Raw genomic sequence first — 13,660 nt, 5'->3', positions numbered from 1 at the left:
ATCCTCCTTAGTTCAATTGATCGAGATGAACTTGTTCTCCGAGTGCAATGTTGTCGCGGTAATCGATCGGCACATCAACGATGACGGGACCGTCTGTCGCGAGTGCTTCATCCATGATTGCTGCGAGTTCCGAAGGATGATTGACACGGAGTCCTTTTGCTCCAAAGCTTTCCGCATATTTGACGAGATCGACGTCACCAAATGACGTACCGGATTTCCGTTTGTATTTCATCTCTTGTTGGAACGCGACCATATCGAATCCGCTATCGCGCCAAACGAAGTGGACGAGTGGTGAGTTCAAACGGACAGCTGTCTCAAGTTCCATTGCAGAGAAGAGGAATCCGCCGTCACCTGAAATCGAGACAGCTTTCTTCCCAGGACGGACGAGTGTAGCTGCGATTGCCCATGGAAGTGCGACGCCGAGCGTTTGCATCCCGTTACTAAAGAGGAGGTGGCGTGGTTCGTACGAACGGAAGTGACGTGCCATCCAGATATAGTGTGAGCCGACATCGACCGTGACCGTGACATCGTCCGCAATTTTTTCACGTAACGTCTTCATGAAATAAAGTGGATGCGTCAATGGAGAATCCGCGACAGGAGGAACATCGCGATCGACAAGACGTTGATGTAATCCTTCAAGGAACTGAACCGAGCTTTCCGGTAATGTGAGTGGTTGCAGGCGTTCAGCGATCGCGTCGACTGTTTTCGCCATATCACCGACAAGCTCACGGTCGGGACGATAGAAATGATCAATTTCAGCACGCATTTGATCGATGTGAACAAGCGTCCGGTCGTGCGTTGGTTGGTTCCAGAATTTCGGGTCATAACCGATTGGGTCATATCCGATCGAGAGGACGAGATCGGCTTCTGCAAGTAACGCATCTCCCGGCTGATTACGGAACAATCCAACACGTCCGTAAAAATTCGATTCAAGCTCACGTGATAATGTACCGGCCGCTTGGAATGTCTGAACGACAGGGATCGAGACATTTTTGAGTAACGAACGAATCGCATGTACGACGTCTGGTTGACTCGCGCGCATACCGAGTAACAAGACAGGGAGTTTTGCATCTTGAATCAGACGGGCTGTTTCGTCGACCCATGCTTCTGGTGCCACACCAAGCTTTGGTGCTTCGACCGCACGGAACGCCGTGACGTTCGCTTCGCTTAGCCCGACGTCTTGCGGGATACTGACGAAAGCAGCTCCAGCTGTCGTTTCAGCTGTTCGGAAAGCATTCGATAATACTTCTGGAATGTTGTCGGCATCTTGCACTTCCGCACTGAAGTTCGTAATCGGTGTAAAGAGTGCCTGGTTGTCCATTGACTGATGTGTTCGTTTTAAACGATCGGCTCGCGTGACAGCTCCGGCAATTGCGACAACAGGGTCACCTTCAGAGTTCGCTGTCACAAGACCAGTCGCTAAATTCGATGCCCCAGGACCAGATGTCACAAGGACAACACCCGGTTTGTCCGTTAAGCGTCCGATGGCTTGAGCCATGAAGGCAGCATTTTGTTCGTGCCGTGCAACGATGAGTTCAGGTCCCCGGTCCTGTAACACATTGAAGACGGAATCGATTTTGGTGCCGGGAATACCGAAGATGTAATCGACACCCTGCTCGATGAGTGAATCGACGACTAGGTCCGCACCTGTTTTCTTCTGTACTAGTTCTTTTGAATCACTGTTTTTATTTTCGTTCATTACAATTCTCCTTTTTACCAACGTTTTTGGTGTTCGATAGCTGTAATAAATTATCTGTTTCAAAAAAAGTATACATCTGTTTCATGGTAAAACCAACCTAAAATCGTTTAGAAAATAAAAAAAGTACCTTGTGTACGATTACACAAGGTACAGAGATTGCTCTTATTCGACGTCGACTTTTCCGAAAGTCGCCCAGACGAACAAAGCAGTGATTCCCAATACGAGAACGATGGGAGATGCCCAACTAATCAAGAAATCATCCACAGGATAGCCCTCCTTTTCGGTTCTTACGTACCTTAAGTGTATTAGAATGCTCACTATTTCTCAAGTGACGAACTGCTGAACATTCTTCGAAAGGAAATGAAGAAGTTCTTATATAATTACCCGAATCATGATAAACTTATCTGCGGATAATTTAAGTTTGGAAAGGATGAACGATAGTGCGTTTACGACATAAACCATGGGCGCAGGATTATATGAAGGAACAATCCTCGATCTATATAGCAGAACCAGCATCTCTTAAAGGAGCATGGGCTAGCGAGTTCAAAAATGATAATCCGATCTATATCGAAGTGGGATCAGGGAAAGGAGCCTTCATTACCGGAATGGCGCACCAACACCCGGATGTCAACTTCATCGCGATTGAATTATTCGAAAGCGTTGCCGTGACAATCGTTCAAAAATTGGTCGAGACACCACAATCGAACGTTCGCGTCTTGACGGTCGATGCAAAAGACCTACGTGATTACTTTGAAAAAGGCGAAGTGGCCCGCGTGTACTTGAACTTCTCTGATCCATGGCCAAAGACACGTCATGCGAAACGCCGTTTGACGTATAAAACATTCCTCTCGACATATGAAGATATTTTACCGGCGAAAGGGCAAATCCATTTCAAGACAGATAATCGGAAGTTGTTTGAATCGAGTTTGATGACGATGTCAGCATACGGCATGCGCTTCGACTGGATGTCGCTTGATTTACATGCGAATGAACCGGAAGATAACGTCCGAACAGAGTACGAAGAGCGTTTTTCATCAATGGGTCAACCGATTTATCGGATGGAAGCAACGTACCAAAATTAATTTAGACAAAAAGTTTTCTTATTTTCCTGGTATTTCTTTCACACTTTTTTCTTATTAATTGGTACAATGTTGTTGACTGAAGAACTTGTACTTATAGGTAAAGGGGGAATTTGGGGATGTGGCAGAAAAGCTTAGCCTTCGTAACGGCGCTCTTTCTCGCGTTAAGTATCGGTCAATCGGTACTTGCTGCGGTTGATACCTCAGAAATGACGAAAGCATTAAATGAGGAATTACCAACGACGCATTACGATTATAAAAAAGGTTCGGTCGAAATCGAGGATCCGAAGACGTTCACGAATGAAAAAGGAGAAGAAGTCATTGGCGGAATCGCTGTCATCGAGACAGTCCGTGACGGCATCTTCATCACGATCAAACGTGAAATCCACTTCTTCAATGCCGATAGCGGTAAATTGTTGACGAGTGCCGATGCTGCAAAAGTTGATGGCGTAAAAGAATACATCGACAGCAACTCGGATAATCTTCAACAAAAAGTCGTCTACTGGTTACCGATGCTCTTGATGTTGTTGATCATCGCTGTACCAGCGGTCATCTTATACATCGTTGTTCCACGTCTATACTCGACGACGGAATACATGAACCCGATCTACGAACGCAACGACAACCCGCGTTAATTAAGAAAAAAAGCCTCTATCCAATCGGATAGGGGCTTTTCTCATGCAAGCAATACAAAGATGAAAGCAAGTATGGCAGGCAAGCCTTGTTTGAGTAAAATAGAGCGATTGGCAGTCGCGGCACCATAAAGCGCAGCGATGATGACACACGCTAAAAAGAACAATTGGACAGCGGCATCCTCACGAATCAGACCGAATACTAATCCGGCTGCTAAAAACCCATTATATAAGCCTTGATTCGCAAAAAGTGTGCGAATTTGTTGTGATGCAACAGCTTCATCCGTTAAACCGAATGTTCGACGAGCCGCTTTGGAAGAAAGAAAGAACATTTCAAGTGCTAAAATATAAAAGTGCTCCAAAGCAACGAGGATAACGAACAGCGTAGCAAGAATCGACATGAATCATACCTCCCTCAGATGAACGTGGAAAAAAGACCGTACTTCATCGATCGAAGCACGGTCTTTTGATTAAGCGTATTCGAGTAAAGCGCCAGTTTCGGCATCAACTGTGAATTGATACGTTTTTTCGTCATCACCTTCAAGGACCGAGATGCCACCTTTGTAGCTTTGGTAGTCACGTGACTCATATGCGTAAGCCTCTGGTGTTGCAGAGATCCATGCACCTTGGACACGTCCTTTTGCTGAAAATGTGCGTTTCGTGATTTCGAGCGCTTCCTCGGCAGAAAGTTGTTTGTTATCAACGGCTTTCTTCACTGCGAAAGCGGCGACGACAGCTGCTGCCAATCCGATAATCCAATAGCGTTTTTTCATTAAAATTCCCCTCCTTACAGGTTCTATTCCTACTGTACCAAATAATTCGTTCAGAGAGAAACAAAAGGTTAAGTGATAGAAGCAATTTTTTGTATAATGAGAAGCAGGAGGCGATACATATGAATGAAAAAACGAGAGAGTTATTTCGAACACTGACGGAATTAAATGGGGCACCGGGGTTTGAGCACGACGTTCGTCAGTTCGTTCGCGAACGCATCACACCTGTCACGGATGAGATCGTTACGGATGGACTCGGTTCGATTTTCGGAAAACGAACAGGCGATGTGACAGGACCGAAAGTCATGGTTGCCGGGCACATGGACGAAGTGGCATTCATGGTGACGCAAATCACGAAGAACGGAATGTTACGGATTCAACCGCTCGGTGGCTGGTGGAGCCAAGTGTTGCTTGCGCAACGCTTCTCGATCTGTACGGACAACGGTGTCATCCCTGGTGTTATCGCATCGATTCCACCACACTTATTGACAGAAGAAGTACGCAATAAGCCAATGGCGATCAAAGACATGTTCATCGATATCGGTGCGGACTCCAAAGAAGAGGCGGAATCGTTCGGAGTACGTCCAGGTATCCCTGCCGTACCATTCTTCCCGTTCACACCGATGGCGAATCCGAAGAAGATCATGGCGAAAGCATGGGATAACCGCTATGGTGTCGGAATGGCGATTGAATTGCTGGAAGAGACGACAGCGGCGGATCATCCGAACATTTTGTTCTCGGGTGCAACGGTTCAAGAAGAAGTTGGATTGCGCGGTGCGCAAACAGCGACAGCACTCATCGATCCCGATGTCGCGTTCGTCGTCGACGCTTCTCCTGCCAATGATGCATCAGGAGACAAAACGGAATTCGGTCAACTCGGACAAGGACCATTGCTTCGAATTAAAGACAGTGTCATGATCCTCTCAAAAGAGATGACGGATTACGTCCTCGATACGGCAGAATCGAACAAAATCCCGTACCAATACTATGTCGGTGCAGGTGGGACCGATGGTGGTGTCATCCATCGTTCGAATAATGGGATTCCAACGACAGTCGTTGGCTTACCAGCACGCTACATCCATACGCATGCATCGATCATGCATACAGATGATTATGATGCGGCGAAGGAATTGCTTCGGAAACTCGTCACGAATCTCGATGCGACAACGCTCGCGACGCTACAAGTCAAGTGAATGACATGACAGACAGTGGATGTGAATCCGCTGTCTGTTTTTGTTTAATAAGAATGATGTAAATACTAACTGTCTTGTCAGTTGAAAAAACAATGTAGTCGGATAGAAAGGAGATTTGATATAATGATACGCGATGTTAAGAAAAGGACGTGACAAGATGTTCAAACAAAAAGGGATTTCACTTAGCCCTAAAGTATATTTCATAACCGTATTAAGTTATATGGCACTTGGCTTGTTTAGTTCGTTGATCATGGGTCTCATCATCCGGACGATTGGTGAAGGACTGGTCGATCGTGGTGTAGAGGCGAAGTTTCTCATTCAGTTAGGAGAGCAGGCGATCGCGCTGACGGGACCAGCAATCGGTGTGGCTGTAGCGTTTGCACTTGAGGCACCACCGCTGATCTTGTTCGCAGCAGTTGCCGTTGGTGCGTTCGGATATGAAGCAGGAGGACCAGCAGGTAGTTACATTGCAACGCTTCTTGCGACAGAGATCGGAAAACTCGTTTCAAAGACGACGCGACTTGATATTTTATTGACGCCGTTCGTTACGTTACTAGCTGGATTCGTTGCCGGACGTTACGCAGGGAAGTGGATTGGAAAAGGCATGACGGATCTGGGCGAGTTGATTCGTTGGGGAACGGAACGCGAACCATTATTCATGGGAATTTTCGTTGCTACCGTCATGGGTCTTGCATTGACAGCGCCGATTTCGAGTGCTGCGCTTGGAATCATGCTTGGTTTGGATGGACTTGCTGCAGGGGCGGCGACGATCGGTTGTGCGGCACAGATGATTGGATTTGGCGTCATCAGTTACCGTGATAACGGAATCGGTGGTGTGGTTGCCCAAGGGATTGGAACATCGATGTTACAAGTAGGGAATATCATTCGAAATCCTTGGATTCTTCTACCACCGACGGTAGCCGGTGCTATACTAGCGCCATTCGCGACTGTTCTGTTAATGCTTGAGAGCAATCCAGAAGGTTCTGGTATGGGTACGAGCGGATTCGTTGGTCCGTTGATGTTATTAAAAACGATGGGGTTCGAAATGGAGTATTACCTAGCAGTTGCTGTCCTCTGTTTCCTTGCGCCTGGTATCATCAGTTATTTCATCTATCGTGTCTTACGACGCTTTGGGCGAATTCAAGATGGCGACTTAAAAATCGAATATTAAGTACAAAAAGCTGATTCTAAAGGATATGCCTGTTTGACCGGATGGTGGACGAACAAGCATATGACTTTTTGAATCAGCTTTTTTCATAAAGAGAATCCAAATGAACTTGAATAAAAACTCGTAAAGAAAACGTAGAGATAAATGAGATAAAGTGGAGTCAAATACCGCATGCGTACGACGGGTAATTTTCGAGCGAGTCGTTTTCCGAGTGCTTCGAGTAAAATGATGATCGCAAAACCGATGACTAAATACAAAAAGATTTCCGGTAAGCTCCGTTCGGAATCGATGAAAGAATAGCCGTAACGTAAACAACTTGTCATGCCGATGAAGCCGACGAAGCGTTCGAACGGATGTTTGATTGGTTGATCTGCCATAGTGAAGTCCTTTCCAGGTGTTTTCTAGTTGCAGTATAGCAAACCAAGCACGAAAACGCACAGCCACAATTGAATATGCTATGATGAGAGCAATGACTTCTAGGGAAATCAAAGGAGGAAATCATCATGAAAACATTACAATCCAAACAAGAATTCGATACAGCAAAACAAGGAAATGCCGTCTTTTTATTCTCAGCAAACTGGTGCCCGGATTGCCGCTTCTTAGATCCGTTCATGCCGGAAATCGAGCAAACATTTAACGGCTTCGAGTTTTACTATGTCGATCGTGACGATCATATTGAAATTGCCCAGGAAATGGACATCTTCGGAATTCCAAGTTTTGTTGCGTTCCGCGATGGTGAAGAGACAGGGCGTTATGTTGGGAAAGAGCGGAAAACACCAGAACAGGTGACAGCATTTTTAGAGACGGTTTAAGAAAAAAGCGAGCGCTGACTCGCTTTTTTTCATGATAGAAAGGATGAATTCGAATGGAACTACAACAAATCCGAAGAATGATGACACAAACATTTGAAGAAGAAGGGTACACGACGTATTTCGATCGTGAAAAGTCTGTATTACGAATTGAGCGAAAGCACGATAAATCAGGCGTTGATGTCGGATTGAATCCGCTTGTCGCAAAAGCAAAACGAAGAGGTGTCATCGCGGTCGAAGAGACGATCGAATATATCCGTGCTGTACTCGGACAAACGGATCAAATCTCACTCGTTGGACAAGAACAAAAAATCTTTCCCGTCATTCGCGCTAAATCGTTTGCCGATACGACAAAAGAAGGAAAGACGCTCGTCAGTACACCACATACGGGCGAGACGAAAATCATGTACGCACTCGATTTAGGAGCGACTTATCGTTTGATTGATGAGGAGTTACTGGCATCTGCAGAGTGGACAGCTGAACAGTTATCAGAAGCAGCGCGTTTTAATGTGAAATCGCTTGATGCGCCATTCAAACAAGACGAAGTCGCAGGGAATATCTTTTATTTCTTGAGTCTCGGTGACGGATACGAGGCGAGTCGTGTTTTGAACAAGACGTTATTAGCCGATTATGCGGCGCAAATCGAAGGAGAATTCGCTGTAGGGATTCCGCATCAGGATGTCCTGATTTTCGCTGATATTCGGAATGATGCCGGATATGATGTCTTACAGCAACTGATGTTTGACTTCTTCTCGAACGGTCGTGTCCCGGTCACGGCATTACCATTCTTATATGAAGATGGCAATCTAGAACCGGTCTTCGTCCTTGCGAAAAACAAGCAGCCGAAAGAGTGAAGAATCTGATACAATAGGCATTGTGAGAAAGACGGAAGGGAGTCATGGATTGAATGAATGTGTTTTATAATAAAGAGGGCGTCGGCGACGTCTTAATGATTATTTTGGAAGACGCACCACGTGCGGAAGTGACAGCGACTCGTGAAGGAGACGTAGCAATTATCAAGCATGGTGATCGTGTCGTCGGTTACAACCTGTTTGATGCTTCGACTACATTTACGATCGAGACACAAGGACCGGTTGAATTGACGGAAGAATTGGCAACACGCATCCAAAAGGAACTGGCGAGTCGAGATATCAAATTGTCACTCGAACAAGTGGATTATTCTCCGAAATTCGTTGTTGGGTTCGTTGCTTCTTGCGAGAAGCATCCGGATGCTGATAAATTATCGGTCTGTCAGGTAGAAGTAGATAACGGAACTTTACAAATCGTTTGTGGAGCACCGAATGTAGCGGCGGGTCAAAAAGTAGTCGTTGCTAAACCAGGAGCGGTCATGCCGTCTGGGTTAATCATCCGTCCTTCGGCGTTACGCGGCGTACCATCAAGCGGTATGCTCTGCTCAGCGCGTGAGCTCGGGCTTGTCAATGCACCACAAGAAAAAGGGATTCTTGTACTCGATGATACAAAAGCAGTAGGGGAAGCATTCTCAATCGGTCGATGATTCGACCGATTTTTTAACAAGATGGAGGGGTGAACGTATGAGTAATCGTTATGAACAGTCACTAAAAGAGCAGGCTGCCCGGATTCGTCGAGAGCTTGCAGGGGAACGTGAGACAAAGCCGGTAGAACGTCCGAAAAAAGAGGAGCGTGAAGATCGCTTCGTTTTAACGGATGTTCCTTCACCGATTTATGGATTCCAACGTCCGAAGCAATCTGCATCGGAAACCGTAAAAGCTACGGAAGAAACGGAAACGAGTGAGCAGGTTTCGGAAACAGTGGAAGAGGGAAATACCGATGAGGTTGCTTTGACGGATCAAGAACTGATCGCGCCAGAAGTCGTAGTAGACGAAGCGGAAGCAGATGCTGGTCTTGTACCGGTGACGGACGTCGAATTGCTCGTACCGGAACCTCACACAAGTGAAGAACTCGTGAGAGAAGAAGTACCGACCGTAACGGAAGTAGAAGAAACGGACGTAATTGAAACCTCTTCCAACAGTGAGGCCGTGGAACACTCAACTGTTCCGAAAGAAGTCGTATTAGACGAAGCGGAAGCAGATGCTGGTCTTGTACCGGTGACGGACGTCGAATTACTCGTACCGGAACCTCACACAAGTGAAGAACTCGTGAGAGAAGAAGTACCGACCGTAACGGAAGTAGAAGAAACGGACGTAACTGAAACATCTTCCAACAGTGAGACGATGGAACAATCAGCTATTACGACAGAGGCATCAAATGAAGCGTCTGCTGATGAAAAAGAAGCTGAGCAACAATTGGAGAGCTTCGAACCGATTCTTGATACATCTGCTATTGAAGTAGATCAAGATTCATCTGTTACCGAGGTGGATAAGCCTGTTCAGTCGGAAGTGAAAAAACCGGTCGGACCGCCTGTCAACGTCGTCATGACAACGAAAGACTTGATGGCGATGTATCGCGCACGTCGCGAGCAAAATAATTTACATGGTAAAAAATAAATCGGTTTGCTATAATGGTACAGGTTTTGTACCCGAGCCCGATGGTACGGACCGGAACGTGAATTGGAGGGCTTTTATATGACAAAGTATCATTTTGTTGGAATCAAAGGAACGGGGATGAGTGCGCTCGCCCAAGTACTACATGAGATGAATCATGAGGTACAAGGTTCAGACATCGAAAAGCACATTTTTACTGAAGACGCGTTACGAGCTAAGGGAATTCCATTTTTCCCGTTCAATGCGGATAACATCAAAGAAGACTACGTCATCATCCAAGGGAATGCCTTTGGGGATGATCATCCAGAAATCGCACGGGCAAATGAACTTGGTTTAACCATCCATCATTATTACGATTTCTTAGGACACTTAGCAAATGAATATCGTTCAGTCGCCATTACAGGCTCACACGGAAAAACGTCGACGACAGGTTTGCTTTCACACGTCTTAAGTGGAATCACACCAACGGCTTTCTTGATCGGAGACGGTACAGGAGCAGGTGTAGAGGATGCGAAGGCATTTGTCTTCGAGGCATGTGAATACAAACGTCACTTCTTATATTACAAGCCGGACTACGCTATCATGACGAATATCGACTTCGATCATTCGGATTATTTCACAGGAATCGATGACGTCGTTTCGGCATTCCAAGAGATGGCGATGCAGGTTAAGCAAGCGATCGTTGCTTGTGGAGATGATGAGCATCTTCAAAACATTCAAGCGAATGTACCTGTTCTCTATTATGGATTTGGAGAAAACAATGATTTCCGCGCAGAAAACGCGACGTCAACGCCAGACGGTACATCATTTGATGTCTATTTACGTGATGATTTCTACGGCACGTTCCTCATTCCAGGATTCGGTCGTCATCATGTCTTGAATGCACTTTCTGTCATTGCGATCTGTCAGTACGAAGGATTGAGCAAAGACGACGTTGCTGAACGTTTAGCTACATTTGGTGGTGTGAAACGCCGCTTTAGTGAGTCGGAATTCGGCACACAAATCCTAGTAGATGATTACGCGCACCATCCGAAGGAAATCAGCGCAACGATTGAGTCGGCACGAAAGAAATATCCGGACCGTGAAGTCATTGCGATTTTCCAACCGCATACGTACACACGCTTAAAATCATTCATGGATGATTTCGCGACTTCTTTACGTGAAGCAGATGCGACATATCTATGCGAAATCTTTGGATCGGCACGTGAGCAGGAAGGGCAAGTTCGCGTCGAAGATTTACAAGAGAAGATTCCGCAAGCTTCTATTCTGACACGCGACAACGTTTCTGTCCTACGTCAGCATGAAAATGCTGTGCTTCTGTTCATGGGAGCAGGCGATATCCAAACGTACCAGCACCAATACCAAAGTGTAAAATAAATAACAGATCAAAAAGTGTCACTCGACTGGAGTGGCACTTTTTTTGTCGTAATTTTGAATTATGATAATAATTTCAAAAAACCGATGAGGAAAATCTAAAATAGGATTGCATCTTGAAATAAAGTTTGAAATAGTGTGTATGTGTTGAAGTTATTAACAGAAAGGAAAGACACCATGGGACAGATTTTACTCATCTTATTGCTCCAGTTGATTTACGTTCCTGTATTGACATTACGGACGATCATGCTCGTCAAAGGGCGGACGGTCATCGCCGGATTATTTGGAACGGTTGAAACATTAATTTACATTTTTGCACTAGGAATCGTGTTCCAAGACTTAACGACACTCGGTATGGTCGTTTATGCGCTTGGATTTGGTCTAGGAATACTCGTCGGTGGATATGTCGAACGAAAACTCGCCATCGGTTACAATATGATTCAAGTGCATACGCAAGAATTTCCAGCGGAACTGATTCAAGTCATTCGTGATAATGGATTTGGTGTGACACATTATCAAGGACAAGGACGCGACGGTGTCCGTTACCGGTTAGATGTTCTTGCAGCCCGAACACGTATGAAAGTGTTACGTAATCTCGTTGAGGAATACGAGCCAAAGGCCTTCCTCGTTGCCTTTGATTCCGTTGACTTTAAAGGTGGCTACATGTTGAAAGGTCTAAAACGCCCTCGTTGAATGACTCTTCCTGAAAATGATGTTTATCCTTTGTTATTTAAGGATAAAGATGAAGTAGGACGTCATTTGAAATCAGGAAAGGGGAATGTCAGATGATTAGTAATCATGCAAAATCAGCTTTAAATCAACAGGTAGCAAACTATGGAGTACTGTTCGTTAAACTCCACAATTATCATTGGTACATTAAAGGACCAGATTTCTTAACACTTCACGAGAAGCTCGAAGAACTGTATACATGGGTGTCTGAACAATATGATGTCGTTGCGGAACGTCTCCTAATGAATAACGGAACACCTTCTGCGACACTGAAAGAGTATTTAGAGCAAACGACGCTTGAAGAAGCGAAATCGGGGTTATCGGCAGATGAAATGATTGATTCTGTCATCAAAGACTTCCAACAAGTCCGAAAAGAGATGCTCGATGCGATTGAACATCTTGAGGCACAAGACGTGACGGTTGAAGATGATCTGCTTGGTCAAGCGAAGGAAATCGAAAAACAAATTTGGATGCTTCGTGCGACATTGAAAAAATAAGTTAAAGAAAACGGATGACCCGGTCCTGTAAAGGATCAGCCATCCGCTTTTTCTTATTTCAAGTTTTCAGGATTGAGGACTTCGAGTTCTGGAAGGACGAAACGACCGTCTTTGCGGATCAATACGTCGTCGAACCAGATTTCTCCACCACCGTAATCAGGACGTTGGATGTTAACGAGATCCCAGTGAACGGATGAGTCATTACCGTTGTAGGCTTCTTCGTAAGCTTGACCTGGTGTGAAGTGGAAGCTGCCATCGATCTTTTCATCAAACAAGATATCTTTCATCGGATGCTGGATGAATGGATTGACACCGATCGCGAATTCGCCGACGAAACGAGAACCAGCATCTGTATCGAAGACTTGGTTGATTCGATCTGTATCGTTTGCCGTCGCTTCTACGATTTTACCGTCTTTGAACGTCAGTTTGACGTTTTCAAAGGTGAACCCTTGATACGGAGATGGTGTGTTATATGAGATGACACCGTTGACCGAATCCTTGACCGGTGCCGTAAAGACTTCGCCGTCTGGAATGTTGGCGTTTCCAGCGCATTTGATGGCTGGGATGTCTTTGATCGAAAACGTTAGATCCGTTCCTGGTCCGACGAGGCGAACGCGATCCGTCCGGTTCATCAAGTCGACGAGTGGTTCCATCGCTTGGCCCATTTTTTCATAATCAAGCGTACAGACATCAAAGTAGAAGTCTTCGAATGCTTCTGTCGATTGGTTGGCAAGTTGTGCCATCGATGCAGTTGGGAAACGAAGGACGACCCATTTCGTTCCTTTGACACGATCTTGTGTGTGCATCTTACCGATCGTTTGACCGTACAGTTTCATTTGTTCAGCCGGCACATCTGATAATTCATTGATGTTATCACCAGCACGTAGTCCGATGTATGCGTCCATCGCTTGCATCTGCTTGCGTTCAATGTCTGCCATCAATTGGAGTTGCTCTTCTGAAGCATTTCGGTATAATTTTCGTAGGATACGATTATCCTTAAGTAAGACGAACGGATGACCGCCAGCCGCGTAGGCAGCTTCAACGAGTGCCTCGACCAGTTCGCGTTCGATGCCGAAGTTTTCAATCAATACTTTTTCACCAGGTTCAAGGGCAACCGAATAGTTAATGAGATTCGTTGCCAGTTGAGTAAGACGTGGGTCACGCATGAAATTTCCCCCTCGAAATGGATGATATAGGTTTCAATTATCATTGTAACGGAAATAAACC

17 protein-coding genes are annotated in these 13,660 nt (G+C 45.5%); 11 read left to right on the top strand and 6 right to left on the bottom strand.

Annotation, left to right across the window (positions count from 1 at the left end):
- Positions 1-7: 7 nt before the first annotated feature.
- Together alsS and cydS are read right to left on the bottom strand one after the other, a co-directional pair.
- Entirely contained in the window at positions 8-1,699 is a 1,692-nt protein-coding gene (alsS, locus tag L985_RS12655; protein ID WP_047393497.1) for an acetolactate synthase AlsS, read from the bottom strand.
- A 162-nt stretch (positions 1,700-1,861) separates the two neighbouring features.
- Positions 1,862-1,963: a cytochrome bd oxidase small subunit CydS family protein gene (cydS, locus tag L985_RS17280; protein ID WP_023469087.1), complete on the bottom strand. Its 102-nt coding sequence runs from the start codon at positions 1,961-1,963 to the stop codon at positions 1,862-1,864.
- A 176-nt stretch (positions 1,964-2,139) separates the two neighbouring features.
- Here cydS and trmB point away from each other — a divergent pair, with 176 nt between their 5' ends.
- Positions 2,140-2,781 (top strand): tRNA (guanosine(46)-N7)-methyltransferase TrmB, encoded by a 642-nt coding sequence (trmB, locus tag L985_RS12650; RefSeq protein WP_029342370.1) that lies wholly within the window; start codon positions 2,140-2,142, stop codon positions 2,779-2,781.
- A gap of 116 nt (positions 2,782-2,897) precedes the next feature.
- The gene (locus L985_RS12645) at positions 2,898-3,413 is read left to right on the top strand and encodes a hypothetical protein (RefSeq protein ID WP_029342369.1); all 516 of its coding nucleotides are present in this window, start codon (positions 2,898-2,900) and stop codon (positions 3,411-3,413) included.
- 41 nt (positions 3,414-3,454) lie between these two features.
- Here L985_RS12645 and L985_RS12640 read toward each other — a convergent pair whose 3' ends face one another.
- Positions 3,455-3,811 carry a DUF1304 domain-containing protein gene (locus L985_RS12640; RefSeq protein WP_047393499.1) on the bottom strand — a complete coding sequence of 119 codons (357 nt, stop codon included), beginning with the start codon at positions 3,809-3,811 and terminating at the stop codon, positions 3,455-3,457.
- Positions 3,812-3,880: 69 nt separating this feature from the next.
- The gene (locus L985_RS12635; protein ID WP_012371126.1) at positions 3,881-4,183 is read right to left on the bottom strand and encodes a PepSY domain-containing protein; all 303 of its coding nucleotides are present in this window, start codon (positions 4,181-4,183) and stop codon (positions 3,881-3,883) included.
- Positions 4,184-4,302: 119 nt separating this feature from the next.
- On the opposite strand from L985_RS12635, the gene L985_RS12630 reads away from it, so the two are divergent.
- Together L985_RS12630 and L985_RS12625 are read left to right on the top strand one after the other, a co-directional pair.
- A complete protein-coding gene (locus tag L985_RS12630) occupies positions 4,303-5,373 on the top strand; it encodes a M42 family metallopeptidase (RefSeq protein ID WP_029342367.1) in 1,071 nt (356 codons plus the stop codon).
- Positions 5,374-5,530: 157 nt separating this feature from the next.
- Complete coding sequence (locus tag L985_RS12625) at positions 5,531-6,544, top strand: PTS sugar transporter subunit IIC (protein ID WP_029342366.1); 1,014 nt, start codon at positions 5,531-5,533, stop codon at positions 6,542-6,544.
- Between the two features lie 83 nt (positions 6,545-6,627).
- Here L985_RS12625 and L985_RS12620 read toward each other — a convergent pair whose 3' ends face one another.
- Positions 6,628-6,918: a hypothetical protein gene (locus tag L985_RS12620; protein ID WP_029342365.1), complete on the bottom strand. Its 291-nt coding sequence runs from the start codon at positions 6,916-6,918 to the stop codon at positions 6,628-6,630.
- A 126-nt stretch (positions 6,919-7,044) separates the two neighbouring features.
- Between L985_RS12620 and L985_RS12615 the strand changes: the two genes are divergently transcribed.
- The 7 genes from L985_RS12615 (at position 7,045) to L985_RS12585 (ending at position 12,433) form a co-directional block, all read left to right on the top strand.
- The gene (locus tag L985_RS12615) at positions 7,045-7,353 is read left to right on the top strand and encodes a thioredoxin family protein (RefSeq protein ID WP_023469079.1); all 309 of its coding nucleotides are present in this window, start codon (positions 7,045-7,047) and stop codon (positions 7,351-7,353) included.
- Positions 7,354-7,406: 53 nt separating this feature from the next.
- Complete coding sequence (locus L985_RS12610; protein ID WP_029342364.1) at positions 7,407-8,204, top strand: DUF1444 domain-containing protein; 798 nt, start codon at positions 7,407-7,409, stop codon at positions 8,202-8,204.
- Positions 8,205-8,257: 53 nt separating this feature from the next.
- A complete protein-coding gene (gene ytpR / locus L985_RS12605) occupies positions 8,258-8,866 on the top strand; it encodes a YtpR family tRNA-binding protein (RefSeq protein ID WP_047393503.1) in 609 nt (202 codons plus the stop codon).
- 37 nt (positions 8,867-8,903) lie between these two features.
- Entirely contained in the window at positions 8,904-9,836 is a 933-nt protein-coding gene (locus L985_RS12600) for a hypothetical protein (protein ID WP_047393505.1), read from the top strand.
- A 78-nt stretch (positions 9,837-9,914) separates the two neighbouring features.
- Positions 9,915-11,210 carry a UDP-N-acetylmuramate--L-alanine ligase gene (murC, locus tag L985_RS12595; protein WP_023469075.1) on the top strand — a complete coding sequence of 432 codons (1,296 nt, stop codon included), beginning with the start codon at positions 9,915-9,917 and terminating at the stop codon, positions 11,208-11,210.
- A gap of 174 nt (positions 11,211-11,384) precedes the next feature.
- Positions 11,385-11,900, top strand: a complete 516-nt coding sequence (locus L985_RS12590) for a DUF2179 domain-containing protein (protein ID WP_023469074.1) — start codon at positions 11,385-11,387, stop codon at positions 11,898-11,900.
- A 92-nt stretch (positions 11,901-11,992) separates the two neighbouring features.
- Positions 11,993-12,433, top strand: coding sequence for a Dps family protein (locus L985_RS12585; protein WP_023469073.1), 441 nt, complete (start codon positions 11,993-11,995; stop codon positions 12,431-12,433).
- Between the two features lie 53 nt (positions 12,434-12,486).
- On the opposite strand, the gene L985_RS12580 is transcribed toward L985_RS12585, so the two are convergent.
- Entirely contained in the window at positions 12,487-13,599 is a 1,113-nt protein-coding gene (locus L985_RS12580) for an aminopeptidase (protein WP_029342360.1), read from the bottom strand.
- Positions 13,600-13,660: the final 61 nt, after the last annotated feature.

It is taken from the genome of Exiguobacterium sp. ZWU0009 (assembly GCF_000798935.2).
Taxonomy (GTDB): Bacteria; Bacillota; Bacilli; order Exiguobacteriales; family Exiguobacteriaceae; genus Exiguobacterium_A; species Exiguobacterium_A acetylicum.
The sequence above is the reverse complement of the archived record's forward strand: the minus strand, read 5'-3'. Positions and strand labels throughout refer to the sequence as shown.

Excerpts from the sequence above, each read along its gene's own strand:
- murC (WP_023469075.1), top strand. The coding sequence starts at position 9,915 with ATGACAAAGTATCATTTTGTTGGAATCAAAGGAACGGGGATGAGTGCG.
- L985_RS12585 (WP_023469073.1), top strand. The coding sequence starts at position 11,993 with ATGATTAGTAATCATGCAAAATCAGCTTTAAATCAACAGGTAGCAAAC.
- L985_RS12590 (WP_023469074.1), top strand. The coding sequence starts at position 11,385 with ATGGGACAGATTTTACTCATCTTATTGCTCCAGTTGATTTACGTTCCT.
- alsS (WP_047393497.1), bottom strand. The coding sequence starts at position 1,699 with ATGAACGAAAATAAAAACAGTGATTCAAAAGAACTAGTACAGAAGAAA.
- L985_RS12640 (WP_047393499.1), bottom strand. The coding sequence starts at position 3,811 with ATGTCGATTCTTGCTACGCTGTTCGTTATCCTCGTTGCTTTGGAGCAC.
- L985_RS12580 (WP_029342360.1), bottom strand. The coding sequence starts at position 13,599 with ATGCGTGACCCACGTCTTACTCAACTGGCAACGAATCTCATTAACTAT.
- L985_RS12635 (WP_012371126.1), bottom strand. The coding sequence starts at position 4,183 with ATGAAAAAACGCTATTGGATTATCGGATTGGCAGCAGCTGTCGTCGCC.
- L985_RS12620 (WP_029342365.1), bottom strand. The coding sequence starts at position 6,918 with ATGGCAGATCAACCAATCAAACATCCGTTCGAACGCTTCGTCGGCTTC.
- L985_RS12625 (WP_029342366.1), top strand. The coding sequence starts at position 5,531 with ATGTTCAAACAAAAAGGGATTTCACTTAGCCCTAAAGTATATTTCATA.
- L985_RS12630 (WP_029342367.1), top strand. The coding sequence starts at position 4,303 with ATGAATGAAAAAACGAGAGAGTTATTTCGAACACTGACGGAATTAAAT.
- L985_RS12610 (WP_029342364.1), top strand. The coding sequence starts at position 7,407 with ATGGAACTACAACAAATCCGAAGAATGATGACACAAACATTTGAAGAA.
- ytpR (WP_047393503.1), top strand. The coding sequence starts at position 8,258 with ATGAATGTGTTTTATAATAAAGAGGGCGTCGGCGACGTCTTAATGATT.
- L985_RS12600 (WP_047393505.1), top strand. The coding sequence starts at position 8,904 with ATGAGTAATCGTTATGAACAGTCACTAAAAGAGCAGGCTGCCCGGATT.
- L985_RS12615 (WP_023469079.1), top strand. The coding sequence starts at position 7,045 with ATGAAAACATTACAATCCAAACAAGAATTCGATACAGCAAAACAAGGA.
- L985_RS12645 (WP_029342369.1), top strand. The coding sequence starts at position 2,898 with ATGTGGCAGAAAAGCTTAGCCTTCGTAACGGCGCTCTTTCTCGCGTTA.